At 71.6% G+C, this 26,681-nt stretch carries 30 protein-coding genes and 1 pseudogene; 16 read left to right on the forward strand and 15 right to left on the reverse strand.

The window, feature by feature from the left end; all coding sequences use genetic code 11:
* Positions 1-1,185 (reverse strand): biotin synthase BioB (bioB, locus tag ACWDSL_RS36775; RefSeq protein WP_450492299.1); only part of this gene is annotated, 1,185 nt, incomplete at its 3' end.
* Between the two features lie 171 nt (positions 1,186-1,356).
* Here bioB and ACWDSL_RS36780 point away from each other — a divergent pair.
* Entirely contained in the window at positions 1,357-2,643 is a 1,287-nt protein-coding gene (locus tag ACWDSL_RS36780) for an 8-amino-7-oxononanoate synthase (RefSeq protein ID WP_450492300.1), read from the forward strand.
* A gap of 14 nt (positions 2,644-2,657) precedes the next feature.
* Here ACWDSL_RS36780 and ACWDSL_RS36785 read toward each other — a convergent pair whose 3' ends face one another.
* Together ACWDSL_RS36785 and ACWDSL_RS36790 are read right to left on the reverse strand one after the other, a co-directional pair.
* Positions 2,658-2,915, reverse strand: coding sequence for a DUF397 domain-containing protein (locus ACWDSL_RS36785; protein WP_450492301.1), 258 nt, complete (start codon positions 2,913-2,915; stop codon positions 2,658-2,660).
* A 9-nt stretch (positions 2,916-2,924) separates the two neighbouring features.
* On the reverse strand, positions 2,925-3,794 hold the full coding sequence (locus ACWDSL_RS36790; protein WP_450492302.1) for a helix-turn-helix domain-containing protein: 870 nt from the start codon (positions 3,792-3,794) through the stop codon (positions 2,925-2,927).
* A 248-nt stretch (positions 3,795-4,042) separates the two neighbouring features.
* On the opposite strand from ACWDSL_RS36790, the gene ACWDSL_RS36795 reads away from it, so the two are divergent.
* Positions 4,043-4,471, forward strand: coding sequence for an ATP-binding protein (locus tag ACWDSL_RS36795; RefSeq protein WP_089511719.1), 429 nt, complete (start codon positions 4,043-4,045; stop codon positions 4,469-4,471).
* Positions 4,472-4,481: 10 nt separating this feature from the next.
* On the opposite strand, the gene ACWDSL_RS36800 is transcribed toward ACWDSL_RS36795, so the two are convergent.
* The 5 genes from ACWDSL_RS36800 to ACWDSL_RS36820 form a co-directional block, all read right to left on the reverse strand.
* The gene (locus ACWDSL_RS36800) at positions 4,482-5,687 is read right to left on the reverse strand and encodes a hypothetical protein (protein ID WP_450492303.1); all 1,206 of its coding nucleotides are present in this window, start codon (positions 5,685-5,687) and stop codon (positions 4,482-4,484) included.
* Between the two features lie 72 nt (positions 5,688-5,759).
* Entirely contained in the window at positions 5,760-6,158 is a 399-nt protein-coding gene (locus tag ACWDSL_RS36805; RefSeq protein WP_089511717.1) for a VOC family protein, read from the reverse strand.
* 99 nt (positions 6,159-6,257) lie between these two features.
* Entirely contained in the window at positions 6,258-6,731 is a 474-nt protein-coding gene (locus tag ACWDSL_RS36810) for a C40 family peptidase (RefSeq protein ID WP_450492304.1), read from the reverse strand.
* A gap of 236 nt (positions 6,732-6,967) precedes the next feature.
* Positions 6,968-7,276: a hypothetical protein gene (locus tag ACWDSL_RS36815; RefSeq protein WP_450492305.1), complete on the reverse strand. Its 309-nt coding sequence runs from the start codon at positions 7,274-7,276 to the stop codon at positions 6,968-6,970.
* A gap of 6 nt (positions 7,277-7,282) precedes the next feature.
* Complete coding sequence (locus ACWDSL_RS36820; protein WP_450492306.1) at positions 7,283-7,918, reverse strand: ATP-dependent Clp protease proteolytic subunit; 636 nt, start codon at positions 7,916-7,918, stop codon at positions 7,283-7,285.
* A gap of 80 nt (positions 7,919-7,998) precedes the next feature.
* On the opposite strand from ACWDSL_RS36820, the gene ACWDSL_RS36825 reads away from it, so the two are divergent.
* From ACWDSL_RS36825 to ACWDSL_RS36860, 8 genes are all read left to right on the forward strand, one after another.
* Positions 7,999-8,319: a type II toxin-antitoxin system Phd/YefM family antitoxin gene (locus tag ACWDSL_RS36825; RefSeq protein ID WP_450492307.1), complete on the forward strand. Its 321-nt coding sequence runs from the start codon at positions 7,999-8,001 to the stop codon at positions 8,317-8,319.
* A gap of 168 nt (positions 8,320-8,487) precedes the next feature.
* Positions 8,488-8,790: an urease subunit gamma gene (locus ACWDSL_RS36830; protein WP_089511712.1), complete on the forward strand. Its 303-nt coding sequence runs from the start codon at positions 8,488-8,490 to the stop codon at positions 8,788-8,790.
* A 15-nt stretch (positions 8,791-8,805) separates the two neighbouring features.
* A complete protein-coding gene (locus ACWDSL_RS36835) occupies positions 8,806-9,117 on the forward strand; it encodes an urease subunit beta (RefSeq protein WP_450492308.1) in 312 nt (103 codons plus the stop codon).
* The gene (locus tag ACWDSL_RS36840) at positions 9,110-10,831 is read left to right on the forward strand and encodes an urease subunit alpha (protein WP_450492309.1); all 1,722 of its coding nucleotides are present in this window, start codon (positions 9,110-9,112) and stop codon (positions 10,829-10,831) included. The genes ACWDSL_RS36835 and ACWDSL_RS36840 overlap by 8 nt, the downstream gene beginning before the upstream one ends.
* Before the next feature lie 15 nt (positions 10,832-10,846).
* Positions 10,847-11,563, forward strand: a complete 717-nt coding sequence (locus ACWDSL_RS36845; protein ID WP_450492310.1) for an urease accessory protein UreF — start codon at positions 10,847-10,849, stop codon at positions 11,561-11,563.
* A 37-nt stretch (positions 11,564-11,600) separates the two neighbouring features.
* Entirely contained in the window at positions 11,601-12,314 is a 714-nt protein-coding gene (gene ureG / locus ACWDSL_RS36850; protein ID WP_450492311.1) for an urease accessory protein UreG, read from the forward strand.
* Positions 12,311-13,183: an urease accessory protein UreD gene (locus ACWDSL_RS36855; protein WP_450492312.1), complete on the forward strand. Its 873-nt coding sequence runs from the start codon at positions 12,311-12,313 to the stop codon at positions 13,181-13,183. The genes ureG and ACWDSL_RS36855 overlap by 4 nt, the downstream gene beginning before the upstream one ends.
* Positions 13,184-13,277: 94 nt before the next feature.
* Positions 13,278-14,855, forward strand: coding sequence for an alpha/beta hydrolase (locus tag ACWDSL_RS36860; RefSeq protein WP_450492322.1), 1,578 nt, complete (start codon positions 13,278-13,280; stop codon positions 14,853-14,855).
* A 69-nt stretch (positions 14,856-14,924) separates the two neighbouring features.
* On the opposite strand, the gene ACWDSL_RS36865 is transcribed toward ACWDSL_RS36860, so the two are convergent.
* Together ACWDSL_RS36865 and ACWDSL_RS36870 are read right to left on the reverse strand one after the other, a co-directional pair.
* Positions 14,925-15,818, reverse strand: coding sequence for a TIGR02452 family protein (locus ACWDSL_RS36865; RefSeq protein WP_450492313.1), 894 nt, complete (start codon positions 15,816-15,818; stop codon positions 14,925-14,927).
* A 74-nt stretch (positions 15,819-15,892) separates the two neighbouring features.
* Positions 15,893-16,535: pseudogene (locus tag ACWDSL_RS36870) on the reverse strand (NAD-dependent epimerase/dehydratase family protein); the annotation flags it as partial.
* A gap of 303 nt (positions 16,536-16,838) precedes the next feature.
* Here ACWDSL_RS36870 and ACWDSL_RS36875 point away from each other — a divergent pair.
* Genes ACWDSL_RS36875 through ACWDSL_RS36895 form a run of 5 tightly spaced genes read left to right on the forward strand, consistent with a single transcriptional unit; the run spans position 16,839 to position 21,368 of the window.
* Complete coding sequence (locus tag ACWDSL_RS36875; protein WP_450492314.1) at positions 16,839-18,455, forward strand: ATP-binding protein; 1,617 nt, start codon at positions 16,839-16,841, stop codon at positions 18,453-18,455.
* A 25-nt stretch (positions 18,456-18,480) separates the two neighbouring features.
* Entirely contained in the window at positions 18,481-18,867 is a 387-nt protein-coding gene (locus ACWDSL_RS36880; RefSeq protein WP_398533413.1) for a roadblock/LC7 domain-containing protein, read from the forward strand.
* Positions 18,864-19,223 (forward strand): DUF742 domain-containing protein, encoded by a 360-nt coding sequence (locus ACWDSL_RS36885; RefSeq protein ID WP_450492315.1) that lies wholly within the window; start codon positions 18,864-18,866, stop codon positions 19,221-19,223. Before ACWDSL_RS36880 ends, ACWDSL_RS36885 begins: the two co-directional genes overlap by 4 nt.
* A complete protein-coding gene (locus tag ACWDSL_RS36890; protein WP_450492316.1) occupies positions 19,204-19,863 on the forward strand; it encodes a GTP-binding protein in 660 nt (219 codons plus the stop codon). The genes ACWDSL_RS36885 and ACWDSL_RS36890 overlap by 20 nt, the downstream gene beginning before the upstream one ends.
* Positions 19,860-21,368 carry a cytochrome P450 gene (locus tag ACWDSL_RS36895; RefSeq protein ID WP_450492317.1) on the forward strand — a complete coding sequence of 503 codons (1,509 nt, stop codon included), beginning with the start codon at positions 19,860-19,862 and terminating at the stop codon, positions 21,366-21,368. The genes ACWDSL_RS36890 and ACWDSL_RS36895 overlap by 4 nt, the downstream gene beginning before the upstream one ends.
* Here ACWDSL_RS36895 and ACWDSL_RS36900 read toward each other — a convergent pair.
* The 5 genes from ACWDSL_RS36900 to ACWDSL_RS36920 form a co-directional block, all read right to left on the reverse strand.
* Positions 21,337-21,492 carry a hypothetical protein gene (locus tag ACWDSL_RS36900; RefSeq protein WP_043488071.1) on the reverse strand — a complete coding sequence of 52 codons (156 nt, stop codon included), beginning with the start codon at positions 21,490-21,492 and terminating at the stop codon, positions 21,337-21,339. The genes ACWDSL_RS36895 and ACWDSL_RS36900 overlap by 32 nt on opposite strands.
* A 116-nt stretch (positions 21,493-21,608) precedes the next feature.
* Positions 21,609-22,559, reverse strand: a complete 951-nt coding sequence (locus ACWDSL_RS36905; RefSeq protein WP_450492318.1) for a cytochrome c oxidase assembly protein — start codon at positions 22,557-22,559, stop codon at positions 21,609-21,611.
* 118 nt (positions 22,560-22,677) lie between these two features.
* Positions 22,678-23,703 (reverse strand): 6-phosphofructokinase, encoded by a 1,026-nt coding sequence (locus tag ACWDSL_RS36910; RefSeq protein WP_450492319.1) that lies wholly within the window; start codon positions 23,701-23,703, stop codon positions 22,678-22,680.
* 142 nt (positions 23,704-23,845) lie between these two features.
* Positions 23,846-24,577 carry a type 1 glutamine amidotransferase gene (locus ACWDSL_RS36915; RefSeq protein ID WP_450492320.1) on the reverse strand — a complete coding sequence of 244 codons (732 nt, stop codon included), beginning with the start codon at positions 24,575-24,577 and terminating at the stop codon, positions 23,846-23,848.
* A gap of 52 nt (positions 24,578-24,629) precedes the next feature.
* On the reverse strand, positions 24,630-25,868 hold the full coding sequence (locus ACWDSL_RS36920) for a Mur ligase family protein (RefSeq protein WP_385616188.1): 1,239 nt from the start codon (positions 25,866-25,868) through the stop codon (positions 24,630-24,632).
* Positions 25,869-26,148: 280 nt separating this feature from the next.
* Between ACWDSL_RS36920 and def the strand changes: the two genes are divergently transcribed.
* Positions 26,149-26,681: peptide deformylase (gene def / locus ACWDSL_RS36925; protein ID WP_450492321.1), on the forward strand; the 533-nt coding region annotated here is incomplete at its 3' end.

The following is a 26,681-nucleotide window of genomic DNA, read 5'->3' on the forward strand; positions in this document are numbered from 1 at the left end:
GGCCGGTACGGGCTCGGCTCCCGCTCCCTCAGCCACCTCCGCCGCGGGCGCCGCCTCGCCGCACGGCGCGCAGCCCCCGCCCGCCGAGCCGCAGCCCGCGCCTGTCGTCTCACCCTGAGCACCGCCGTGCTCAGCACCGTCGTGCGAACCGCAGCCCGCCTGTGCCGCCGCCAGCGCGTCGGCCCGGTGCGTGGGCAGCGTCGTCGTGTCCGTGCCCTCCACCTCGAAACCGGCGTCGGCGATCATCGCGAGGTCGTCCTTGCCGGCCTGGCCCTCGGTGGTCAGATAGTCGCCCAGGAAGATCGAGTTCGCCAGGTGCAGGGCCAGCGGCTGCAGCGAGCGCAGATGGATCTCCCGTCCGCCCGCGAGCCGTACCTCGACGTCCGGGCAGACGAACCGCACCATCGCCAGGATCCGCAGACAGCGCTGCGGGGTGAGTTGCCACTCCTCGGCGAGCGGGGTGCCCTCGATGGGGATGAGGAAGTTGACCGGGACCGAGTCGGGGTCCAGCTCGCGGAGCGAGAAGACCACGTCGACCAGGTCCTCGTCCGTCTCGCCCATGCCCGCGATCAGCCCGGAGCAGGCGGACATGCCCGCCGCCTGGGCCTGCTGGACGGTCGTCACCCGGTCGGCGTAGGTGTGGGTGGTGGTGATGGTCCCATAGGTGGCTTCCGAGGTGTTGAGGTTGTGGTTGTACGCGTCGGCGCCCGCCGCCCGCAGCCGCGCCGCCTGCCCGTCGGAGAGCAGGCCGAGGCAGGCGCAGACCTCGACGCCTTCGTTCTGTTCCTTGATCGCCTCGATGGTCCGGGAGACCCGCTCCACGTCCCGGTCCGTCGGGCCGCGCCCGCTGGCGACCAGACAGACCCGCTTGGCGCCGCCGGAGACCCCCGCGACCGCGGCGGCCGCGGCCTCCTCGGGCTTCAGCCAGGTGTACTTGAGGATGTCGGCGCGCGAGCCGAGCCGCTGTGAGCAGTACGAGCAGTCCTCGGGGCACAGCCCGGACTTGAGGTTGACCAGATAGTTGAGCTTCACCCGCCGCCCGAACCAGGCGCGGCGCACCTTGCCCGCCGCGGCCACCACGTCGAGCACATCGTCGTCGGCGGTCGCCAGCACGGCGAGGGCCTCTTCTCGGGTCGGCAGCTCGCGCCGCAGCCCCTTGTCCACCAGCGTCTTCAGCAGCTCCATGGGCCGATCCTGCCCTGCGCCCGGGCCCGGGGCAAAGGAGGGACCGCACAACACCACTCGTTCCAGGTGTGTGTATTGCCACACCCTGCCCATGCATGGACGCCGCTACGTTCTATCGGGACCCGACAGTTGGCGCCCGGCTAGTGGCCGGATGGAAGGCAGGGACGGCGTATGCCCCAGGATCGCCACGACGACCCGTTCGAGTGGATCGACGAGCAGAGCGAACGGCGGAGCCGTGCCGGACTCGTCCGCACGCTCAAACCCCGCCCCGCCGACTCCCCGCTGCTCGACCTCGCGGGCAACGACTACCTGGGCCTGGCCAGGCACCCGGAGGTGACGGCCGCGGCCGGCGCGGCGGCGGCCCGCTGGGGCGCGGGCTCGACCGGGTCCCGGCTGGTCACGGGGCATACGGAGCTGCACGCCACGCTGGAGGCGGAGCTCGCCGCCTTCTGCGGCTTCGAGGCGGCCTTGGTGTTCTCGTCCGGCTACGCGGCGAACCTCGCAGCCGTTACCGCGCTGAGCGGTCGTGACGCCCTGGTCCTGTCCGACGCGGTCAACCACGCCTCGCTCATCGACGGCTGCCGGCTGTCCAGGGCCGAGGTCGCCGTCGTCCCGCACGCCGACCCCGAGGCGGTGCGCAAGGCCCTCGAAGCCGCCTCTTCTCCGGCAGCGCACACCGCGGCGGACACCTCAACGGAGACGGCAGCGGACACCGCGGCGAAGACGGCAGGGGACGACACCGCAGGGGAGACGACAGTGCACACGCCCCGGCGCGCCCAGGCGCGCCCGCGCCGCCGCGCGCTCGTCGTCACCGACTCCGTCTTCTCCGTCGACGGGAACGCGGCCCCGCTGCCCGCCCTCGCAGCCGCCTGCCGCGCGCACGGCGCGGCCCTGGTCATCGATGACGCGCACGGCTTCGGGGTGCTCGGCGACGGCGGGCGCGGCGCGCCGCAGGGCGCGGGGCTCGCGGGCGCGCCCGACGTGGTCGTGACCGTCACGCTCTCCAAAGCGCTGGGCAGCCAGGGCGGGGCCGTTCTGGGACCGGCCCGGGTGATCGAGCACCTGGTCAACTCCGCCCGAACGTTCATCTTCGACACCGGCCTCAACCCGGCCGCCGTGGGCGCCGCCCTGGCGAGTCTGCGCCTGCTGCGCCGCGAGCCGGAGCGGGCCGCCCGCGCCCGCGCATTGGCCACCGGGCTGTACGAACGGCTCACCGCCGCCGGGCTGAGCGCGGTACGGCCCGATGCGTCGGTGGTGTCGGTGCGGGCCCCGTCGCCCGAGCAGGCGGTGCAGTGGGCCGCGGACTGCCGCGCGGCCGGGCTGGCGGTCGGCTGCTTCCGCCCGCCGTCCGTCCCGGACGGGATTTCCCGGCTACGGCTGACGGCCCGGGCGGATCTGACCGATCAGCAAATCGAGGAGGCGGCCGACGCGATCGTACGGACCGCGCCGACCGCCTGACGGCTCAGCTCAGCTCAGCTCTCGCGTCGGCGCGTGATCGCGCCGGTGTCGAGCGCGCCGCCCCGGAGCGCGTCGACGAACGTGAGCCAGACGTCCGGGACGAACAGCAGCGCGGGGCCGGACATGTTCTTCGAATCCCGCACGGCCAGCAGGCCGGGCGGGAACGAAGCCGTCTCCACGCAGTTGTTCATTCCGGTGCTGTAGCTGCTGCGCCGCCATTGCGCATCGCGCAATGCCGAATCGCAGGGTAGGGACCAGGACATTGTGGACATGGTGCCCCCTCAGGCGCCGCCCCCGATTTTGGTGATGAAGGTCAACGATTCCTTGACGGTCAGGGCGTTGGTCCGCAGCGTGTCGAACGCGGCGCTGTACGCCCGAAGGTCTTCTTTCCGTTCCAGGTAGAGGCTACTCGTCAAGTGGTCGAGAACAACAACATCGAGATCAGTAATGTGCGAAAAGGAAAAAATAATGAAAGGACCAGTGATGCCAATGGGCATTCCGGCGGAGAACGGCAGTACCTGCAGCCGCACTTGAGGCAGCGCCGCGACCTCCGCGAGATGCCGCAGCTGGGCCGCCATCACCCCGGGCCCGCCCACCTCGCGCCGCAGCGCCGCCTCGTCGAGCACCGCGTGCAGCCGCAGCGGCCGGTCCCCGCGCAGCACCGACTGACGCGCGATCCGCACCTCCACCAGCGTGTCCACCTGCGGCCGGGGCAGATCCGGCAGCGCCGCCCGGGTCACCGCCCGCGCGTAGTCCGGGGTCTGCAGCAGCCCCGGCACCACCGTGGTCTCCAGCGTGGACGCGGCCGAGGCCTCCGACTCCAGGCTGATGAAATCCCGGTAGGCGGGCGGCAGCAGATCGCGGTAGGCGTACCACCAGCCGCGCCGCGACCCCTCGGGATCCGATGCGCCCCCACCGCACAACGCTTCCAACAGGGCGCGCAACTCCGGGTCCGCGACCTCGTACACATCCAGCAGCCGCACCACATCGGCCGGTCTCGCTCCACTGCTTCCGGTCTCCAGCCGACTTACCTTCGACTGGTGCCAACCCACCCGGCGCGCGGCCTCGCCGCTGGTGAGTCCGGCGAGATCGCGCAGACGGCGGAGTTCCGCACCGAGCTTGCGGCGGCGAACCGCAGGGCCGTACCGCATGACATCCCCTTTCGGCATTCTCTCGAATTCCCGCTCGCCAGTGTGCCGTTCAAATCCGGTCTTCCGTAGCAGAGTTCACCGTTTCGAGCGACAGATATATGCATAACTCGGTGGATCGCACCCGTTGTGCCCTCCATCGATGGCACTCTGGCGCTAGAGCCGCCGGGGCTGCCCATGACTTCACTGGCTTGGCATTACTACTCGCACGCGTCCGCAGCCGCGCCCCGGCTGGAAGGGACAGGGTCGCCATGGCTGACCACCACGAAGCATCCGTCACTCTGCCCAGCGCGCCGGTCTCGGTGACCGCGGCGCGAAGATATGTGACGAGCGTCCTGGCCGAATGGGGTCTGCCGACGGATGCGGAGACCGTCGGCATCGTACGGCTCGTCGTCTCCGAACTCGCCACCAACGCCGTCCAGCACACGATGGGCCAATCGCCCACCTTCACCGTGGATCTGCGGCTGGAACGCGAAGAGCGGCTGAGTATCGGCGTCACCGACAGCCACCCCAGATGGCCCAAACGCCTGCCGCCCGCCACCCATCAGGACAACGGCCGGGGCCTGCTGATCATCCGGTCGCTGGCCGCGGAGTCGGGCGGCGAGGTGTCCGTTATCCCGACGCCGGAGGGCGGGAAGACGGTCTGGATCGCGCTGCCCTGGACCGTTCCCGTGGGCTGAGCGGCCGCGGTCACAGGACGCGCTTGACGTGCCCCGTGGTGCCGCGGGCCTCGGCCAGCTCCCGTATGCGCCCGAACACCGGCCCGGCCGTCGGGCTGATCAGATAGTGCGGCATATCGCCGCGCTCGATCACGCCGTACGGGCTGGTGCCCATGAGATACGAGGAGAAGAGGATCAGCCCGTCGGGCCGCCGCACGTCGACGGCCAGCGCGGAGAACCCGGGGAACTCGTCCGTCTGGTACACCCGCAGCCCCTCGGCCTCGGCGCCATAGCGCTCCTTGAACCGGCCGAACCGCTCCAGCGAATCCTTGATCTTCCTCGTCATGTCCTCCTGGTACTGCCGCGCCAGCGTGGCCGCGGCGTCCGAGGACGGGTCCAGCAGAAAGCAGCTGTAGATCCCGCCCCGGCGCAGCAGGCCGAGGACCGCGTCGCGATAGCGGGCCGGGCGCTCGGTGGTGACCAGTCGGCCGGAGGAGGTGCGCAGCGCCGTGCCCATGTCGAGGACTTCCTCGAACGCCGCGTCCAGCAGCCGCGCCTTCTCCTCGGAGCTCGGCCGCTCGGGATACGCGTGCACCGCGGTGCCCCCGTCAAGACCGCGGCTCGCCAGCCACGCCTTGGCCGCCTGCTGCGGGCCGCCGTCCCCGGCCATCAGATAGACGTGCTTGCCCTCATGGCTGCCCACGGGTGTGAACTGCTCCGCGTACGGGCCCGCGGTGCGGTACACGTCCTCGGAGATCGCCAGGCAGTCCCGAGGGGTCGCCTTCTCCAGATGCGCGGCCAGATTGATGTCGGGGGAGTGGATGGTGCCGGTCCGCCCCTCGCCGGTGTGCTGGATCGTCCCCTTGTGCACGGCCATCCGCAGATGCAGCTCGCCGCCCACGCCCGCCCGCGCGAACTCGTCCCGCAGATGGACCAGATCCAGGGTGAGGAAGGTTTTGGCCGCCTCGAGCGCGACATCGCGGGCCACGCTCTCGCTGTCGTCATGGACGGCGAAGAACCCGCCGTCGCCCCGCCAGCTCCACACGCCGCTGCGGGCACAGCGGCGCTCCGCCGCCAGCTGCGCGAGCCGGGTGCGCATCCGCTCGCGCAGCAGGTCGAAGGCGTGGGCGGCGCGGTCTCTCGGGTTCGACAGGACGATCGTCGAATATCCGGCCGTGTCGATGAAGACCAGATACACATGGTCATAGGTCCGGTCCGCCTGGAACTGCTCGGTCACCACAAGCCCCCTCCTGCTGCCGACACCCCGCCACGCTACGCGCGTTGGCACCGGTGTCGAAGACATCGGACGTCACATCGGCTCCACCAGGCCACGCTCGACCGCGCTGCGCTCGACGCAGAACTCGTTTCCCTCCGGGTCCGTCATCACCACCCAGCCGAGCCCGTCCTCCGTGCGCCGGTCGTCGATGACCGACGCGCCCAGCGAAACCATCCGCTCCACCTCGGCGTCCCGCGTGCCCGAGGGCGGCTGGATGTCGAGATGGACACGGTTCTTGCCCTGCTTGGCGTCGGGCACCCGCAGAAACAGCAGGCCCGGGACGCCGGTCTGGTTCGACGTGATCAGCACCTCGTCGTCATCCGGCGCGGAGCCCTCGAGCGCATACCCGGTCAGGGCGGACCAGAACTGCGCCAGGGCGTACGGATCGTGGGCGTCGAAGGTGATGTTGCGGACTGGGTTGAGATACGACATGTGATCCCTCGCGACGATGGACGGACTTCCCCGACCCCGCCAACGTACCGGCGCCCACCGACAGTCAGTCCGCTACCGACAGTCACGCCTCGGCGGCTGTCAGCGCACCTTGCCGTACCAGACCTTCTTGGTCCAGATGCGCTCCAGCCGCACCACGGTCCCCGGCTTGGGCGCATGCCAGATCCGGCCGCGCCCCGCGTACAGGCCCACGTGGTAGACGCTGCTCCCGGAATGGAAGAACACCAGGTCGCCGCCGTGGCGGGAGGCGGCCTTGATATGGCGGGCGCGGTTGTACTGCGCGGCGGCCGTACGCGGCAGCCGCTTTCCGGCCCGCTTGTACGCGTACTGGGTCAGGCCCGAGCAGTCGAAGCGGCTGGGGCCGGCGGCCCCGTAGGTGTACGGGGCTCCCTTCTTCGACGCGGCGACCTGCAGCGCCTTCGCGGCGGCGGAGGCCGCCTCGGCTTGCTGCGGAATCCCCGGCCCCGCTACGGGGCCACCGACCGCGGCGACGGTCAGGGCCGAGACGGCGCCGGCCCGGGATACGGCTGCAGGGACTCGTATGTGCGCATTCATCACGCACCCCCTTCGTCTGCCGGGCCCCTGCCCGGCCCAGACCGGCCAGGCGCCCGACGCGGCGGGTCCTGTCGTCCCTGGGATGGTGCCCCCGGCCCGGCATGGATGCGAGGCTGGGGGCGGAGGCGGGGGCCGGCAGGGAAGCGAAGAGCACCGCTGGGGCACCGCAAGCCGGTCCGGCGGGGGCGCCGGGGCCGGGTTGGGCCGTCCGGGTGAACGGCGCAGCTTCCCCCGCGTCAGTGCGCGGGCGTCGGGGGCAGCGTCACGCGTTCGGTGCGGCGGTCTCCGTCCAGTACGCGGAGGGCGCGCTCCAGCGTCGTGGTGTGCAGGCGGCTCTCGCCGCGCTCGTGCATCAGGGCCAGCGCGTCCCGGAGGGCGGTGGCCTTCCCCACCAGGGCCTGCGCGGCGCGCAGGGCCGCGTAGGTGTCGCTGCCGCGGGACGGGTTGATTCGGGCGAGCAGGTCGACCACGTCCAGATAGCCGTCCACCAGCGCGCCCTCCGCGCGGGTGAGCGCGGGCAGCGGGGGCAGTTCAGGTGGTGGCACGGTCGCTCACCTCGCGTCGCGCAGTGGCCGCGGGTTCTTGCGGCTCTGGGTGAGTCGGTCCACGAGCCCGTATGCCACCGCGTCCTCGGCGTTGAAGATCTTGTCGCGCTCGATGTCGGAGCGGATCCGCTCGGCGGTCTGCCCGGTGTGTCGTACCAGCAGCTCTTCCAGGAGGGCGCGGGTGCGCAGCATCTCCTTGGCCTGGAGCTCCAGGTCGGAGGTGGTGCCCTGGATGGGTTCGCTGAACGACGGCTGGTGGATGAGGACCCGCGCGCCCGGCAGCGCGAAGCGCTTGCCCGGGGTGCCGGCGGCCAGCAGTACGGCGGCCGCGGAGGCGGCCTGGCCCAGGCAGATCGTCTCCACGTCGCAGGTGACGAAGTGCATCGTGTCGTAGATCGCCGTCATGGCGGAGAACGAGCCGCCGGGCGAGTTGATGTACAGCGAGATGTCCTGGTCGGGGCCGGCGTGTTCGAGGTGGATGAGCTGTGCGATCACGTCGTTGGCCGAGGTGTCGTCGACCTGGGTGCCGAGGAAGACGATGCGCTCGGACAGGAGCTTGGAGTACGGGTCCATGGTGCGGACCCCGTTGCTCGTGCGCTCGGTGAACTCGGGCAGGACGTAGCGCGCCGTCGGGCGTTCCATCACGTCACCTCTGGGGGTCAGGTGGTACTCGGGCGTCTGTAAAAAATGTACAGGACGTACATCTCGTTATGATGGGGAGCATGGCCTACGAGATTCCGGTGACGCAAGCCCGAGCAGAGCTCGCCGAGCTGATCAACCGCGTTGTGTACGGCGGCGAGCGGGTGGTTGTGACGCGGCACGGAAAGCCGCTCGTGGCCCTGGTGTCGGCCGATGACCTGCGACGACTTGAGGAGATGGAGTCGGATGCGGCAGGCGAGGCGGGTGCCGAGGAGGAGCAGGTGATCAGCACGGTCTCGACCGTCCGCCCGGCGGTGTCCGCTCCCGGCGAACGGCGGCGGTTCGGCATCGCCGCGGAGCACCGCGGCCCGGACGTCGGGGACCGGCGGCGCGGGCGCGGCTGAGGCCCCTCGCCCGACTCGACCCCCACCCACCACAACCGTCGCAGTTAACGCCGTGGAAACGCCGCGGAACTAGCCTTCCGAAACCGGGTGCGAGCCGCCCTGGGAACCGGGCCGCAGGTGAGCGGGCAATTCGACCCCGTTCGACGGGACAAGCGTGAGGTGGTAGGCGTGCAGTTGACCCCGCACGAGCAGGAACGGTTGCTCATTCACGTGGCCGCCGACGTGGCTGAAAAGCGGCGGGCCCGCGGGGTGATCCTGAACCACCCGGAGGCCGTCGCGCTGATCACCGCGCACATCCTGGAGGGCGCCCGCGACGGCCGTACGGTCGCCGAGCTCATGTCCTCGGGCCGCGAGGTGCTGACCCGCGAGGAGGTCATGGAGGGCGTCCCGGAGATGATCCACGACGTTCAGGTCGAGGCCACCTTCCCTGACGGCACCAAGCTCGTCACCGTCCATCAGCCCATAGCCTGACGGAGGGCGCCTCCCGTGATACCCGGAGAGATCCTGCACGCGGACGAGCCGGTACGCCTCAACGAGGGCCGTCCCGTCACCCGCCTCACCGTGCTCAACGCTGCCGACCGGCCCGTTCAGGTCGGCTCCCACTACCACTTCGCCGAGGCGAACCCCGGCCTCGACTTCGACCGCGCCGCCGCCCACGGCCAACGCCTGCACATCGCCGCGGGGACCGCCGTGCGTTTCGAGCCGGGCATCCCCGTCGAGGTCGAGCTGGTCCCGATAGCGGGCGAGCGCGTCGTACCCGGGCTGCGTGGCGAGACAGGAGGGTCCCTCGATGACTGAACTCAGCCGCCCCGCGTACGCGGATCTCTTCGGGCCGACCGCCGGGGATCGTATACGGCTCGCCGACACCGACCTCCTCATCGAGATCGAGGAGGACCGCGCCGGCGGCCCCGGCCGGGCCGGGGACGAAGCGGTGTTCGGCGGTGGCAAGGTGATCCGGGAGTCCATGGGGCAGTCGCGTGCCACGCGCGCCGAGGGGACCCCCGACACCGTGATCACCGGCGCCGTGATCCTCGATCACTGGGGCGTCGTCAAGGCCGATGTCGGGCTGCGCGACGGCCGGATCACCGGCATCGGCAAGGCGGGCAACCCGGACACCATGGACGGCGTCCACCCCGACCTCGTCATCGGTCCTGAGACGGAGGTCATCGCGGGCAACGGCAAGATCCTCACCGCCGGGGCCATCGACGCCCACGTCCACTTCATCTCCCCGACCATCGCCGACGAGGCGCTGGCGGCGGGCATCACCACCCTGGTCGGCGGCGGCACCGGGCCCGCCGAGGGCACCAAGGCGACCACCATCACGCCGGGCCCCTGGCATCTGGCCCGGATGTTCGAGGCGCTGGAGAGCTACCCCGTCAACGTCGGGCTGCTCGGCAAGGGCAACACCGTCTCGCGCGAGGCGATGTACTCCCAGCTGCGGGGCGGCGCCCTCGGGTTCAAGATCCATGAGGACTGGGGCGCCACCCCCGCCGCCATCGACGCGTGCCTGGGGGTGTGCGAGGAGAGCGGCGCCCAACTCGCCATCCATACGGACACGCTCAACGAGGCGGGCTTCGTCGGCGACACGCTCGCCGCCATCGCCGGGCGTTCCATCCACGCGTACCACACCGAGGGTGCGGGCGGCGGGCATGCGCCGGACATCATCACCGTGGTGTCCCAGCCGAACGTGCTGCCCAGCTCCACCAACCCGACCCGCCCGCACACCGTCAACACCGTCGAGGAACACCTCGACATGCTGATGGTCTGCCACCACCTCAACCCCGCCGTCCCCGAAGACCTCGCCTTCGCCGAGTCCCGCATCCGGCCCAGCACGATCGCGGCCGAGGACATCCTGCACGACCTCGGCGCCATCTCGATCATCTCCTCCGATTCCCAGGCCATGGGGCGGGTCGGCGAGGTCGTGCTGCGCACCTGGCAGACCGCGCATGTCATGAAGCGCCGGCGCGGCGCCCTGCCCGGCGACGGCCGCGCCGACAACCACCGGGCGCGTCGCTATGTCGCCAAATACACCATCAATCCGGCCGCCGCCCAGGGCCTGGACCATGAGATCGGCTCCGTGGAGACCGGGAAGCTCGCCGATCTGGTGCTGTGGGACCCGGCGTTCTTCGGCGTCAAACCGCAGCTGGTCATCAAGGGCGGGCAGATCGCGTACGCGCAGATGGGCGACGCCAACGCGTCCATCCCCACGCCGCAGCCGGTCCTGCCGCGCCCCATGTTCGGCGCGATCGGGCGCGCCCCGGCCACCAACTCGCTCAACTTCGTCACGCAGACAGCGCTCGACGACGGCCTGGTGGACCGGCTCGGCCTCGGCAAGCGGTTCGTCCCGATCCGCAGCACCCGCGGCGTCACCAAGGCCGATATGCGGGAGAACGACGCCCGCCCGGATGTCGAGGTCGACCCCGACACCTTCACGGTGACCATCGACGGGGAGCCGGTCGAACCGGCCCCCGCCGCGGAACTGCCCATGGCGCAGCGCTACTTCCTCTTCTGAGCGGACGTGGCGACCATGACCGTGCCCATGTCCGTGTCCGTGCCGATGCCCGCAGCCGCCGCCAGGGCGGCCCTGCTCGTCCTCGCCGACGGCCGGTTCCCGGCCGGGAGCCATGCGCACTCCGGGGGCGCCGAGGCCGCCGTCAAGGCGGGCCGGATCCGGGACGCGGGGTCGCTGGAGGAGTTCTGCCGGGGCCGGCTGCACACCGCCGGGCTCACCGCGGCGGGGCTCGCCGCCGCGGCCGCCGCCGGGCTCGACCCGCTGCTCCTCGACGAGGCCGCCGACGCCCGTACCCCGGCCCCCGCCCTGCGCGCCACCGCGCGGCGGCTCGGCCGCCAGATGATGCGCGCCGCACGGGCCGCCTGGCCAGGACCGGAACTCGACGCCCTCGCCGCGGCCCGCCCGCGCGGCGCCCACCAGCCCGTCGTCCTCGGCCTCGCCGTACGCGCCGCCGGGGCGAGCCCGGCGGACGCCGCGCATATCGCCGCGTACGAGTCGGTCAGCGGGCCCGCGACCGCCGTCGTACGGCTGCTGAGCCTGAACCCCTTCGACGCCACCGCCGTGCTCGCCCGCCTCGTCCCCGAGCTGGACCAGGTCGCGGCGCGGGCCGCCGAGGCGGCCCGACGGGCCCTCGACGAGGGCCCGGACGCGCTGCCCGCCGCCTCCGCGCCGCTGCTCGACATCACCGCCGAAGCGCATGCGGCCTGGCCCGTACGCCTCTTCGCCTCCTAGCAGCCTCAGCCCGTCCCGCGAACCACCCGGAGCCGTCATGCATCTCGACCACGCGGACACCGACATCTACCCGCAGCGCCACACCTACAGCGGCGCCGCCGATCCGCGCCGCCCCGACGGCACCCGCCGCGCCCTGCGCATCGGCCTCGGCGGCCCGGTCGGGTCCGGGAAGACCGCGACCGTCGCCGCGCTGTGCCGCGCGCTGCGCGACGAGCTGTCGATCGCCGTGGTCACCAACGACATCTACACCCGCGAGGACGCCGAGTTCCTGCTGCGCAACGCCGTCCTGCCGGCGACGCGCATCACGGCAGTGGAGACCGGCGCCTGCCCGCACACCGCGATCCGCGACGACATCTCCGCCAACCTCGAGGCGATCGAGGACCTTGAGGACGCTGTCGGCCCGCAGGGCGGCCTCGACCTCGTCTTCGTCGAGTCCGGCGGCGACAACCTCACCGCGACCTTCTCCAAGGGGCTGGTCGACGCCCAGATCTTCGTCATCGACGTCGCGGGCGGCGACGACATCCCGCGCAAGGGAGGGCCCGGCGTGACCACCGCCGACCTCCTGGTCGTCAACAAGACCGACCTCGCGCCGTACGTGGGTTCCGACCTGGACCGCATGGCCCACGACGCGCACGCCCAGCGCGGCGATCTGCCCGTCGCCTTCACCTCGCTGGTCACCGAGAACGGCGTCAAGCCGGTCGTCGACTGGGTACGCGACCGGCTGGCCGCCTGGACGGCGGCCCACGCGTGAGCGGCGTCCGGGCCGCCGCCCGGATCGTCGCGGAGGCGGACGGGCGGGGCGGGACCGCGTTGCCCGTGCTCGCCGGCGACGGGCCGCTCGCGTTGCGGCGGACGCGGGCGGTGGGGGTGGAGGCGCGGGTGACTGTGGTGGGGGCGATGAGCGGGCCGCTCGGCGGGGATCGGATCGGCCTCGACGTGGTGGTGGGGCCTGGGGCGCGGCTGTCCGTCGGGTCGGCGGCGGCGACCATCGCGCTGCCCGGGCGGTCGGGCGAGCCCGCCCACTACGACGTACGGCTCACCGTCGGCGACGGCGCGACGCTGTGCTGGCGACCCGAGCCGGTCATCTTGGCGCGCGGCAGCGACCTGCGGATGACCTGCCGCGTCGAGCTCGCCCCGACTGCTTGTCTGCTGCTCCGCGAGGAGCAGGTGCTCGGCCGGGCCGGAGAGCCGCCGGGGCGGCTGACGGCCCGTCTGACGGTGTACCGGGCCGGGCGGGCCCTGCTGGACCAGGAGCTCGGCTACGGGCCGGGGACGCCCGGCTGGGACGGCGGGGCGGTCCTCGCCGGGCATCGGGCCGCCGGTCAACTCCTCCTCGTCGACCCGGCCTTCGAGGAGCGGCCGGTATCCGTCCGGCAGCTCGGCGAGACGGCGGTGCTCACCCCGCTCGCGGGCCCCGCCGCTCTGGTGACCGCGGTGGCACCGGACGCGCTGCGGCTGCGGAGGCTGTTGGACGACGCTTCGGATGGCAACATGGCGGGGGGCGACATGGCCGGGACGACGCGGCCGGGTGGCGCGAGGCGGCCCAAGGGGGCGCCGATGGCAGGATGTTCATGTGTTGATAAAGAAACGCCGGTTTGCCCTGTACCGACCGGTCAGTGAGGCGCGAGGATCCTCCTGACTGACACTCTGTGATCATCGCCGCAGTCGCGCGGCGCGAACCTGCAGGGGGAGTAGCTACGTGAGACGTACAGCAATGCTCGGCACGGCCGGCGGTGTGCTCACCGGGGCGCTGATAGCGGGCGCCCTGGCCACGCCCATGGCCAGCGCGAAGGCGCGTACGCCGGGGGGAGCGGCGGAGGCGCGCGGCGTGCAGATCGCCGCGGCCAGGGCCGCCGCGGCGGGCATCGACTGGCAGGACTGCCCGGCCGACTGGGCTCTGGAGAAGCCCATACAGTGCGGCTATGTGACGGTCCCGGTCGACTACGCCAAGCCGTACGGCCGCACCATCAAGCTCGCCGTGGACCGGATCGGCAACACCGGGAGCGCCACCGAGCGCCAGGGTGCGCTGATCTACAACCCGGGCGGGCCCGGCGGCTCCGGTTTGAAGTTCCCGCGCCGGGTCACCACCAAGAACCCGCTGTGGGCGAAGACCTCGAAGGCGTACGACTTCGTCGGCTTCGACCCGCGCGGGGTCGGCCACTCCGCCGCCATCTCCTGCGTCGACCCGCAGGAGTACGTCAAGGCGCCGAAGGCGGACCCGGTGCCGGACAGCGAGGCGGACAAGCGCGCACAGCGCAAGCTCGCCAAGGAGTACGCGCAGGGCTGCGCGGAGCGCAGCGGCTGGATGCTGCCGTACCTGACGACGCCCAACACGGCTCGTGACATCGACGTCATCCGGGCCGCGCTCGGCGAGAAGAAGCTCAACTACCTCGGCGTGTCCTACGGCACCTACATCGGCGGCGTGTACGCGACGCTCTTCCCGACGCATGTGCGCCGCATGATCGTCGACAGCGTGGTCAACCCGTCGCGGGAGAAGATCTGGTACCAGGCCAACCTGGACCAGGACGTCGCCTTCGAGATGCGCTGGAAGGACTGGACGGCGTGGGTCGCCAAGAACGACGCGACCTACCACATCGGCGACACGCCGGAGAAGGTCCAGAAGCAGTGGGAGACGCTGCGCGCGGCCGCCAAGAAGCACCCGATCGGCGGGGTCGTCGGCCCGGCCGAGCTGGTGGGCTTCTTCCAGAGCGCGCCGTACTACGACTCCTCGTGGGCCCCGGTCGCCGAGGTGTGGAGCTCCTATCTCGCCGGTGACGAGAAGCAGCTGGTCGAGGCGGCGGGCCCGGATCTGTCCGACACCGCGGGCAACATCGCCTCGGAGAACGGCAACGCCGTCTACACGGCGGTGGAGTGCGCGGACGCCAAGTGGCCGACCAGCTGGCGCACCTGGGACCGGGACAACACCCGGCTGCACACGGACTACCCGTTCATGACCTGGGCGAACGCCTGGATGAACCTGCCGTGTGCCACCTGGGACGCCCCGCAGCAGAACCCGATCGAGGTCGGCGCGGACAAGGGTCTGCCCAAGACGCTCATCGTGCAGAGCACACGCGACGCCGCCACCCCGTACGACGGCGCCGTCGAGCTGCACAAGCGGCTGAAGGGCTCGCGCCTGATCACCGAGAAGGACGCGGGCTCGCACGGAGTCACCGGGCTGGTCAACTCCTGCATCAACGACCGGGTGGACGCCTATCTGCTGAACGGCACGGTGGACGCCGCGGACGTGACGTGCGGCCCGCACGCCACGCCCGTCCCGGCCGCCGCCAAGTAGCCGGAGCGAGTCGGGGCCGGGCCCCGTTCTGTGGGTGCGTACGCATCCGCGGGGCGGGGCCCGGCGCCGTCAGGCCGCGGCGGCCGTGCCGAACGCGGCGGCGAACGCGGCGCGTGTCGGCGAGTCCGTACGGCGGTCGAGCACGGCGAAGACGACGCGCTCGAAGCACCCCGCGAAGCGCCCGGGGGCCACCAGATGGGCGCGGAACGCCTCGGCCACCGCCGCCGGGTCGTTCCGGAACACCCCGCACCCCCAGGCGCCCAGCACGAGGTGGCGGTACCCGTGCGCGACGGCCACCTCCAGCACCCGCTCGGCGCGCGAGGCCAGCGCCTCGGGGAGGCGCGAGGTGTCCATGCCACGTTGCGCGATGACCCCGGCGTTCGGCGCGGCCGAGGTCAGGAAGCCGACCTCGTACCAGGCGTCGAGCAGCCCGCCCCGGTCGTCGCGGAAGACGGGGACGCCGGGGGAGTGGATGACCCGGTCGCTGTAGAAGGGGCTCGGGTCGGCCCGGTGCGCCGCGTAGAAGTCCGGTGCGGTGCGCAGGCACGCGTACAGTGCCGAGGCCCGGCACAGCGCCTCCTCCTGCGCCTGGGCGCCGTTCAGATAGCCGCCGCCGGGGTTGCGGGCGGAGGCGAAGTTCAGCACCGCCACGGCCCCGTCGACCCCGGCTGTCAGCCTGCGTGCGGCTTCCAGGCTGCTCTCTCCGGTCACCTCGAACCGCGTGTCGCAATCCGGCTGTTCACGGTGTCCCAGCGCCTCGGCGGCCACGCGGGCGATCTCCTCGGCGAGGGCCGAGCCGCGTCGGCTCGCCACCGTGTGCGCCGGCTCGTAGAGACGCGTGCCCTCGATCGCACGGTCGATGTGCTCGGCGAGCCGGACTTCGTGTCCGCTCGGTGCCGTGTAGCCGCCCTCGGCGACGATCCGCTCCGTCTCACGGGCGATCGCGCGCAACCGCCCGCTCATCCACGTACCTCCGCGTCATCTTGGTCCATCGGGCGCCCGAGGCTACCGGCCGCGGTGATCACGGCGCGACGGAATTACCGCCCGCCCAGCCCGTCCCGCCCGCCCCGCCCGCTCTCGGCCGGCCACGCGTCCTCCGTGGCGTAGTCGAAGAGATCGCGGGGCGGCGCGTAGGCCTTCGCCATGAGCGGGAACGCCTCTCGCCAGTCCCGGCCGTCCGCCAGCTGACGGGCCGTCCACTCCACCGTCTCCGGCAGCGATTCGACATACCCGGTCGCCGCCCGGTAGCCCAGCTCGCGCTCCGCCGCCGACATGTCCAGCGCCGCCGGGGTTGCGGGCGGCCAGGCGGATCAGCTCGGCGAGGTTGTCCACATGCACCGGGTGGAACCGGCTCGTGCCCCCGTGGGCGAGGATCCGCACCGGCCGCCCGTCGAGCACCCGCTTGATGAAGTACGCCTCGCGGGGCAGGGGGCTGTACGGGCCGTGGATCGCCCCGGCGCGCAGCAGCGTGGTCGGCAGCCGGTCCCCGGCGCCCAGCAGTTCTTGCTCCAGCGCGACCTTGGCCGTGCTGTAGGTGTCCTTGCCCGGCGGGACGGTCGGGTGCGACTCGTGGATCGGCACGGGAAACTCCGGGAAGCCGTCCGGCTCGTCCTGGGCGGCGAGCGCGCGCACCGCCGCCCGCCCGATCTGTTCCGTCGCCCCGATCACGAATGCGTTTCCGTTGCTCATATGCGGACGCTACGAGCTCTCCGGAGGCCCGGCACAGCCGGTTCGCCCTGCACTGATCCGCTCTGGGCGCAACGGCCGCCGGTCAGAAAGAGTTCGATGAAGCAATGAAAATGAAAGAACCTGATCGAGTCTTGAGCTGTTTCCATTCACCCATCAGTGCATTTTCGAGAAAAACGCATATTCGTCTCGGCGTCTGGCGAAAGCGCTAAGCTCCTTGGCTCATAGCGAGCTCTTCGCCCGCGGTTTCCCGCGTCGTTCTCTCCTCTGTTGTCTCCGCCTTTCTTAAGGACGCCCATGGTTTTTGCCGGCTCGTCACCCGGAGGCCGACGGCCCGCCTCCGCGCTCGTATGGCTGATCCCTCCCGCCGCGACGGCCCTGGCCGCCGCACTGGCCGTGGCCTGGGTCCCCACCGGGGCGCGGGCGGCGGTCGCCTGGTGCGGCCTGGCGGCGACGCTGGCGGTGGCCGTGGCGGCGGCGGAGGCGGTGCGCCGCGGGCGCGTCATCGCGGCCCTGCGGCTGAAGGCCGCCGAGCGCGAGGCCGTGCTGCGACAGCGCCTGGTCGACCAGGAGGTGGAGACCAGACGGCTGGCCAAGGAAGTGCTCCCCGCGGCCGTGGACCGGCTGCGGCGCGGCGCGGAGCCCGTCGACGTGATGAAGGACATCGACCACGCGCCGTGCCTCGAACCGGACTTCGAGTCCGCGCACCGGGCGGTCCTGTGGGAGATGCTGCAGACCGTACGGTTCGAGGAGGACTTGAGGGACGCCGCACAGCGGGCCTTCGTCAACATCGCCCGCCGCGTCCAGGCCATCACCCACCAGCAGGCCTACGACGTGCGGGAGATGGAGGACAAGCACGGCGCCGACTACGAGATGTACCACGATCTCCTCCACCTCGATCATGGAAACGCGCTGATCGGCAGGTTGGCCGACAGCATCTCCGTACTCGGCGACTCCCACGCGGGGCGTCAGTGGCGGGACCCGATCCCGCTGTACAACGTCTGCCGCGGCGCCATCTCCCGGATCCTGGAGTACCCGCGGGTCGAACTGCACTCGGTGGCGGACGTCGGCATCGTCGGCCCGGGCGTCGAGCCGCTGATCCACGCCATGGCCGAACTGCTGGACAACGCCACCCGCTACTCACCGCCGAAGACCCGGGTGCATCTGACCGCGGTCGAGGTCCAGTCCGGGGTCGCCGTCGAAATCGAGGACGCCGGGGTGGGCCTGACGGACGAGGCCCGCAAGCGCATCGAGCTGACGCTGGCCCAGGCCTCGGCCGGACTCGACCTCAACGATCTGGGCGAGACGCCGCGCCTGGGGCTCTCAGTGGTCGGCAGACTCGCCCACAAGCACCGCTTCCAGTTCTCGCTGCGCCCCTCCGCGTACGGCGGCGTCCGCGCGGTCCTGGTCGTGCCGCAGAGCATCATCTGCCCCACCCCCGCGCCCGGTGGCCTGGTCGCCCGCGCCGCCAAGCTGCCTCCGCCCAAGCCCGTGACCAGGGCGAAGCCCAACCCGCCCGCCGGCTGGAAGCCCAGCCCGACGTCGGCACGCACCGGCGGCCCGCCCGACTTCGGCCGCGTCGCGGCGCCGCCCACCATGGAGCACAACACGGTCGGGATGCCGCCGCAGAACGCGGGCGGAGTGCCGCCGCAGAACACGGCCGGACTGCCACAGCGCCGCCGTCGGATGCCTCACGTCACCCGGGCAGTCCGTGTCGACACCGGCGTCGCGAACGGCGCAGAGCCCGCGCGCCCGGCGCCCCCGGTGCAGGAAAAGCCGCCCGTGGAGCCGGGATTGTGGCTGGGCCCGTTCTTCAAGGGCATTTCCGGTGCGGCCGACAACACCGAATCCGGCCGTCCGCCGCACGGTGATGAATCGTCGAACATCTCGCATGAGTCGGATAAGGGTGAATAGGCAAGTGACGCAACCGCGGTACAACATGGACTGGATGCTCCGGGACCTGGCGAAGAGCGTTCCGCAGACCCACTACGTGGTGCTCCTCTCCTCGGACGGTCTGTGCATGGCAAAGATGGGCGCCGACGAGGAAACCGCCGAACGGCTGGCCGCCGCCTGTGCGGGGCTGCAAAGCCTCTCGGGGGCGATCGCCGCCGAACTCCCCGAGGGTGACGGGCGGATGAAACTGGTCGCCATCGAGGTCGACTGCGGATTCTTCTATCTGATGGCGGCGGGCGCCGGGGCGTATCTGGCGGTGCTGGCCGACGACACCGTGGACGCCGGGCTCATGGGCCAGTGCATGCGAGACCTGGTGGCCCGGGTCGGCGGACACCTCAGCAGCCCACCACGCGTCGACGGGCGGAGCGCATGAGCGAACCTCGGGGGCGCCGTGCCGACGGTGTCCCCGACCGGCTGTACTCCTTCGCCGACGACCGCCCGCGCCGGTCCGGGCGGGCGGACGTCGAACTGGTCACCCTGGTCGTGGCGCGGGCCGAGCCGGAGCCGGGGATGCGCCCCGAGTGCGCGTCCGTCCTGCGGATGTGTCAGTTCCCGCTGTCCGTCGCCGAGATCTCCGCGTATCTGGCCCTGCCCGTCTCGTCGGTCACCCTGCTGCTCACGGACCTGCTCAGGGACGAGCGGGTGGAAACCCGGGCGCCGGTCCCCGTCGCCGCGCTGCCCGACGTCGAACTCCTCCAAGCGGTGATGCATGGACTACAGAAGCTCTGAAGCGTTCGCCGGCTCTGAAACGCTCGCCGGCCCTGGAGCGCTCGTCGGACCGCGCAGCGAGGACACCCTGCCGTCCTCGGTGAGCGCGGCGGTCAAGGTGGTGATCGTCGGGGGGTTCGGCGTCGGGAAGACGACGATGGTCGGCTCGGTGAGCGAGATCCGGCCGCTGACCACCGAGGAGACCATGACCCAGGCCGGCGTCGGCGTGGACGATATCGCCGGGGTGGAGCGCAAGACCGAGACCACCGTGGCGATGGACTTCGGCCGGATCAGCCTGAACGACCAACTGGTGCTCTATCTGTTCGGCACACCCGGCCAGGAGCGCTTCTGGTTCCTGTGGGACGGCCTGTTCGAGGGAGCCCTGGGCGCCGTCGTACTCATCGACACCCGGCGCCTGGAGGTCAGCTTCGACGCGGTCGGACGGCTGGAGGAGCGCGCCGTGCCCTTCGTCGTCGCGATCAACGCCTTCCCCCACGCACCCGTCTACCCCATGTCCGAACTGCGCACCGCGATGGACCTGCCCGACTCCGTACCCATGGTCGACTGCGACGCCCGGGACCGCGGGTCCAGCCGCGACACCCTGCTGACACTTGTGCGCTATCTGCACTCCCTCACCACCGTGACCCCGGAGACCCCGTGACCCCTCCTCCCGACCACCCCGGCACGGACCACCTCGGCGCCGCGCCTCCTCCCGGATGCCCCGCCCACGCCGCCATCCGCTCCGGCACCGCGGGGGATCTCTTCGGGCCCGAGCACGAAGCCGACCCGAAGGGCTTCTACGAGTGGCTGCGCGCCGAGCACGGCGCGGTGGCCCCCGTACGGCTGGCCGGCGATCTGCCCGCGTGGCTGCTGCTGGGCTACCGGGAGAACCTGGAAGTGGCCCGTACCCCCTCCCGCTTCTCCCGCGACTCCCGCCACTGGGGCGACTGGCGCGAGGGCCGGGTCGCCCCCGACTCGCCGCTGCTGCCGGTGGTCGGCTGGCAGCCCATGTGCACCTTCGCCGACGGCGCCGAGCACGAGCGGCTGCGCGCGGCGCTCACCGAGAGCATGAACCGCTTCGACCGGCGCGGGATGCGCCGCGCGGTCACCCGGTTCACCCATCAGTTGGTCGACGAGTTCGTCGCCGACGGGCACGCCGAGCTGGTGAGCGGATTCACCGAGCAGTTGCCCATGCTGGTGCTCACCCATCTGCTCGGCATGCCCGACGAGTACGGCCCGCGCCTGGTCGAGGCCACCCGGGACCTGATGCAGGGCACGGAGACGGCCCTCAACAGCGACGCGTACGTCACCGAGGCCCTGGAGAACCTGGTGGCGCGCAAACGCGCCGAGCCCGGTTCGGACCTGGCCTCCTGGCTGCTCGAGCACCCCTCCGGGCTGACCGAGGAGGAGGTCGTCCAGCATCTGCGGCTGGTGCTGCTCACCGGCAACGAGACCACCACCAACCTGATGACCAACACGCTGCGGATGATGCTCACCGACCCGCGCTTCCGCGCCACCCTGGCCGGCGGCCATATGACGCTGCCGGACGCCATCGAGCATGTGCTGTGGAACGAACCGCCGCTCGCCGTGATCCCCGGCCGCTGGGCGACCGGGGATACGGAGCTGGGCGGGCGGCAGATCAGGGCCGGGGACATGCTGCTGCTCGGCCTGGCCGCCGGAAACGTCGACCCCGCCGTCCGCCCCGACATCGCCGCACCCATGTACGGCAACCGCTCGCATCTCTCCTTCAGCGGCGGGCCGCATGAATGCCCCGGCCAGGACATCGGCCGCGCCATCACCGACACCGGCATCGACACCCTGCTGCTGCGCCTGCCCGATCTGCGGCTCGCGGTCCCCGAGACCGAGCTGAGCTGGACGGCCTCATGGATCTCCCGCCACCTGGTGTCGCTGCCCGCCGAGTTCACGCCGCGCGGGGGCGATTCGGACACCCTGGAGACCGAGACGGGCCTGCTGGCACCGCACTTCCCGGCCCGCTCCGCGCCCCAGCCGGCCCCCTCGCCTCAGTCGAAGGCATTGGACCGGCTGCATGCGGCGGACCGGCCGGACGCGTCGGAGCCGCCGCCCGCGCGGCGCTCCCGGCACCGGTCGTGGTGGCGGTCCCTGTGGCACCGGCTCAGGCCCGGGCCACGACCACCCCGACGGTGAGCAGGCCGAGCACCACCCAGCCGAACCAGAGCCATCCATTGCTGCCGAGGGCCACCGAGTACGCGGTCACCAGGACCAGGCCCCCCACCGTGCACGCTGTCATCGCCTTCGCAGATCCGGGCATTCCCCGCAACCTCCTCAACGGCCAGGAGGACATGGTCGTACGGAACCGCCCTCACCGCTAGACGCTGGACGACGTCGGCAGTGAGGGCGGTGGGACGGCCGGGTGGCGCGAAGTGGTCAGCGGCCGCGGGTCTGGAGTGAGGCCAGATAGGCGTTGTACGCGGCGAGCTCCTGGTCGCCGTCCCGGTCCGCCATACGGTCCGCGCGCCGCGCCTGGCGCTGGTCGGACTTGTACCACTGGGCGAGCAGCGCCACCAGGACGATCACCGAGGGGATCTCGCTGAAGGCCCAGGCGATACCGCCCGCCGCCGTCTGGTCGGACAGCGCGTCGATGCCGAGTGAGGCGGGCGGGTGGTCGTACGTGCCGATCATGGGCTCGCTCGCCATCATCAGGGCGATCCCGAAGAAGGCGTGGAAGGGCATGCCCGCGAAGAGCTCCAGCATCCGCATCACATAGCCCGGCCGGTGCGGGCCCGGGTCCACGCCCATGATGGGCCAGAAGAAGAACAGGCCCACCAGCAGGAAGTGGGACATCATCGCGATATGCCCGGCCTTGCTCTCCATGAGGAAGTCGAAGAGCGGGGTGAAGTAGAGCGCGTAGAGGCTCGCGATGAACATCGGGATCGTGAACGCCGGGTGGCTGACGATCCGCATATAGCGGCTGTGCAACAGCGCGACCAGCAGCTCCCTGACCCCCTTGCGGCCGCGCCCAGCCGTCGGCAGGGCCCGCAGGGTCAGCGTCACCGGGGCGCCGAGCAGCAGCAGGATCGGGGAGACCATACTGACGACCATGTGCTGGACCATGTGCACGCTGAACATGACCATGCCGTAGTCATTGAGCTTGGTGCACATCACCAGCGCGATGGTCAGGACGCCCAGCACGAACGACACGGTCCGGCCCGCCGGCCAGCGGTCGCCGCGCCGCATCAGCCGCGCCACGCCCCAGCCGTACAGGGCGAGCGCCACCACACAGCCGATCAGGAAGAACGTGTCCCCGCCGAACTCCAGCCCGCGCGCCAGCGTGAACGGCGGCAGATCCATGGGCATGCCGTGCCCGCCGTGATCCATGTATTGATCTCCCCTTTGCGCCTGAACCGGCGCCGCTTTCGCGGAGGTGGTCGCTCGCCGTGGGGGTGGCGCAATTGATGGTCCCGGCGTCAGCCTCAGTTCTTGGCTGACGCGGTACTCAGAGTACGCACTCGGCCTCCGCGTACCGCTCCGCGGGTACCGTTTTGAGGTGTTCGACGGCCTCCGCGAGCGGTACGAGCGTGATGTCCGTACCGCGCAGCGCGGTCATCTGCCCGAAGGCGCCGCGGTGTACGGCCTCGACCGCGTGCCAGCCGAACCGGGTGGCCAGCACCCGGTCGTACGCCGTCGGCGTGCCACCCCGCTGGACATGGCCCAGGATCACCGGCCGCGCCTCCTTCTCCAGGCGCCGCTCCAGCTCGACCGCGAGCTGCCGGGCCACCCCGGCGAACCGCTCATGGCCGTAGACGTCCGTGCCGCTTGTCTCGAAGGCCATGGTGCCCTCTTGCGGCTTGGCGCCCTCGGCCACGACCACGATGGCGAACTTCTTGCCCGCCTCGAAGCGCGCCCCGACGACCTTGGTCAGCTCGTCGATATGGAACGGGCGCTCCGGCACCACGATCGCGTGGGCGCCCGCGGCCATACCGGAGTGCAGCGCGATCCAGCCGGTGTGCCGCCCCATGACCTCGACGATCAGCACCCGCTGATGTGACTCGGCGGTGGTCTTCAGCCGGTCCAGGGCCTCGGTGGCGACCCCGACCGCCGTATCGAAGCCGAAGGTCACATCGGTGGACGTGATGTCGTTGTCGATCGTCTTGGGGACGCCGACGATCGGCAGCCCGGAGTCCGACAGCAGCCGGGCCGCCTTGAGCGTGCCCTCGCCGCCGATCGGGATGATCGCGTCCAGGCCGAGCTCGGCGACATGCCCCTTGGCGCGCTCCACGCCCTCGCGCAGCCGCGTGGGCTGCACCCGGGTGGAGCCGAGGATGGTGCCGCCCAGCGCCAGGATGCCGCCCACGGCGTCCAGGTCGAGCTTGCGGTAGTCGCACTCCAGCAGGCCCTTCCAGCCGTCCTGGAAGCCGATCACCTCGTCGCCGTGGTCGACGACCGCGCGGTGCACGATGGACCTGATCACAGCGTTCAGGCCGGGGCAGTCGCCGCCGGATGTGAGCACACCAATGCGCATGGCCCTGATACCTCTGCAGTGTGGGCTGACGGCCGGACCGCGGTGTCCGGCGGGACCCCGCCACCCTACAAGCGAGGGGGGTGGCGGGTCCTTGGTCTGTCCGCCATGCGGGCGGCCGGTGTGGCCCGGAGCCGGCTTCCGGCTACGCGGTGGCCTGGGTGGCCGCCGCGATCCGCTCGTTGCGCAGCGCGTCGTACCACTGGTCGTTCACCGGCGGCAGCGCGTTGACATCCAGCGCCAGCTTGAGCAGCAGGTCCGCGATATGCGGGTTGCGCGCCATCACCGGGCCGTGCATGTAGGTGCCGAAGACGGTGTCGTTGTACGCGCCCTCGGTGCCGTCGCCCGTGCCGTTGCCGTTGCCGAACCGGACGCGCGCGAAGGGGCGCGCGGCCGGGCCGAGGTGGGTGACGCCCTGGTGGTTCTCGAAGCCGGTCAGCGGCGGCAGCCCCAGCCGGTCGTCGATATCGCCCAGCACATCGCCGACGCAGCGCTCGCCCTCGCCGCGGGTGCTGACCACATCGAGCAGCCCCAGGCCCGGCTCGCGCTGTCCGAGGTCGTTGATGAACTCGTGCCCCAGGATCTGGTAGCCCGCGCACACCGAGAACACGATGGCGCCGTTGGCCACCGCGCGGTTCAGCCCGCCGTCGCGGCGCAGCCGCTCGGCCGCCAGCCGCTGCGGCCGGTCCTCGCCGCCGCCGATCAGATAGATGTCACCGGAGGTCGGGATCTGCTGGTCGGAGCGGACGTCGAGGCGGGAGACGTCCAGCCCGCGCTGGCGCGCCCGGCGCTCCACCACCAGCGCGTTCCCCTGGTCGCCGTACGTGCTCAGCAGGTCCGGGTAGACCCACACCAGACGCAGGCTGTTCTGGTTCATCCGTCGCAATTCCGTATGCCCTTTTCGCTCGTGCGGACTCGGTCGTGCGGACTCAGTTGCCCACGCGGCGGCGCAGGTCCTGGAACGCGGTGTAGTTGGCGATCGCCTCGATCCGGCCGGGCGGGGCGATCTGCACGGCCTCGTCCACGGTCTGGCAGACCCGGAAGTCCAGCCCGGCGACCTCCAGCCGCACCGCCAGGTCCAGCTTGCGGTCGCCGATCACACAGATCGGATGCCCGGCGAGCCGGGTGTAGTCCACATCCCACAGCCAGGAGGTGTCGGTGCCGTCCGCGCCGCGGGCGTTCACCGAGAGGATCACCGGGGTGGGCGGCGGGTCGATCAGGGAGAAGGTCTCCAGCCAGCCGGCGGGGTTCTTGGCCAGCAGCAGCCGCAGCTGGCGCTCCTGGAAGGTGACCACGTCGTACCGTCCGGCGACCGCCTGGACCTGGTACATCCGCTCCAGCGCCACCTGCGGCGGCACCCCGAAGGTCGCCGCGACGGCCGCCGAGGTGGCGGCGTTGGCCTTGTTGGCGCGGCCGGGGAGCTGCAGGTGGATCGGCCAGGCCGAGCCGTGCGGGTCCAGCACGTAGTCGCCGTTGAGCGCCCAGGTGGGGACGGGGCGGCGGAAGCCGCAGTCGGCGCAGACCCAGTCGTCGCCGGGGCGCTGCAGCACACCGCCGCAGGACGGGCAGGACCAGGCGTCGTCCTTCCACTCCTGGCCCGCCGCGACCCAGACCACATTGGGCGAGGAGGAGGCGGCCCAGACGATCAGCGGATCGTCCGCGTTGGCGATCACCACGGCCTTGGTGCCGCTCAGCCCCTCACGCCACTTCTCAGCCAGCATGCGCGTCTCGGCGGCCCGGTCGAGCTGGTCGCGCGAGAGGTTGAGCAGCGCGATGGCCTTGGGCTCCGTATCGCGCGCCACACCGGCGAGATACTTCTCGTCGACCTCGATCACGCCGTAGCGGGCGTCGGAGCCGCCGGCGAGGGCCGAGGTGATACCGGCGGGCATATTGGCGCCGAGCGCGTTGGAGACGACCGGTCCGGCCGCTCGCAGCGCCTCGGCGATGAGCCGGGTGGTCGTGGTCTTTCCGTTGGTCGCCGACACCAGGATCACGTCCAGGTGCCGCGCCAGCCTGCCCAGCAGCTCGGGGTCGAGCCGCAGGGCCACCTTGCCGCCGATCACCGATCCACTGCCGCGGCCCGCCGCCCGCGACACCGCTGCCGCGGCCTTGCCCGCCGTCACGGCCAGCTTGGCCCGCGGCGACAGCGGCTCCGAGTTGCCTGCCATCGTCTTCGTCCTCCTCGCATACCGGCGCCGCGCTTGCCCCCTGAGGCGCCGGTGGTACGTTCCCCTCCGCGCCGAATCGCCAGCCGGGAGGCCACGGTCGGGGATCAGCCTATCGAGATCCGGGCGCTCTCCCGAATCTCACCCGCACAACCGGGACCGTCTCCCCGATCTTCCCGGGCCCGCGACGCCTGGCCCGCGCCCGGGATACCACCGGCAGGTGCCCCGCGTCGGCCCGCGGACGGGCCGTGCGCACCGCGCCGGGCACGTAGGCTTTGCTGCCATGCGAAACGGCGCGATCCCCGGCAGTCGCGGACTGGTGCGGCCGATGCGGCTGCTCGGCGATCCGGTGCTGGCCACCCCCTGCGAGGAGGTCACCGCCTTCGACGCGGCCCTCGCCCGGCTGGTCGAGGACATGTACGCGACGATGTACGCGGCGCAGGGCGTCGGGCTCGCCGCCAACCAGGTCGGGGTCGGCCTGCGGGTGTTCGTCTACGACTGCCCGGACGACGAGGACCGCCGGCACCTGGGGCATGTGGTCAATCCGCGGCTGGTCGAGGCCGACGGGGTGACGGTGCGGGGGCCGGAGGGCTGTCTGTCGCTGCCCGGTATCGAGGCGGGCACCGTACGCCACGACCACGCGGTCGTGGCGGGCGTGACGGTGACCGGGGAGCCGGTGCGGGTGGAGGGCACGGGCTTCTTCGCGCGCTGTCTGCAGCACGAGTGCGACCACCTCGACGGGCTCCTGTTCACCGACCGGCTCACCGGGCTGCGCCGCCGCCGTGCGCTGCGCGCGGTGCGGCGGGCGCCCTGGGC

It is taken from the genome of Streptomyces sp. NPDC000941 (genome assembly GCF_053599555.1).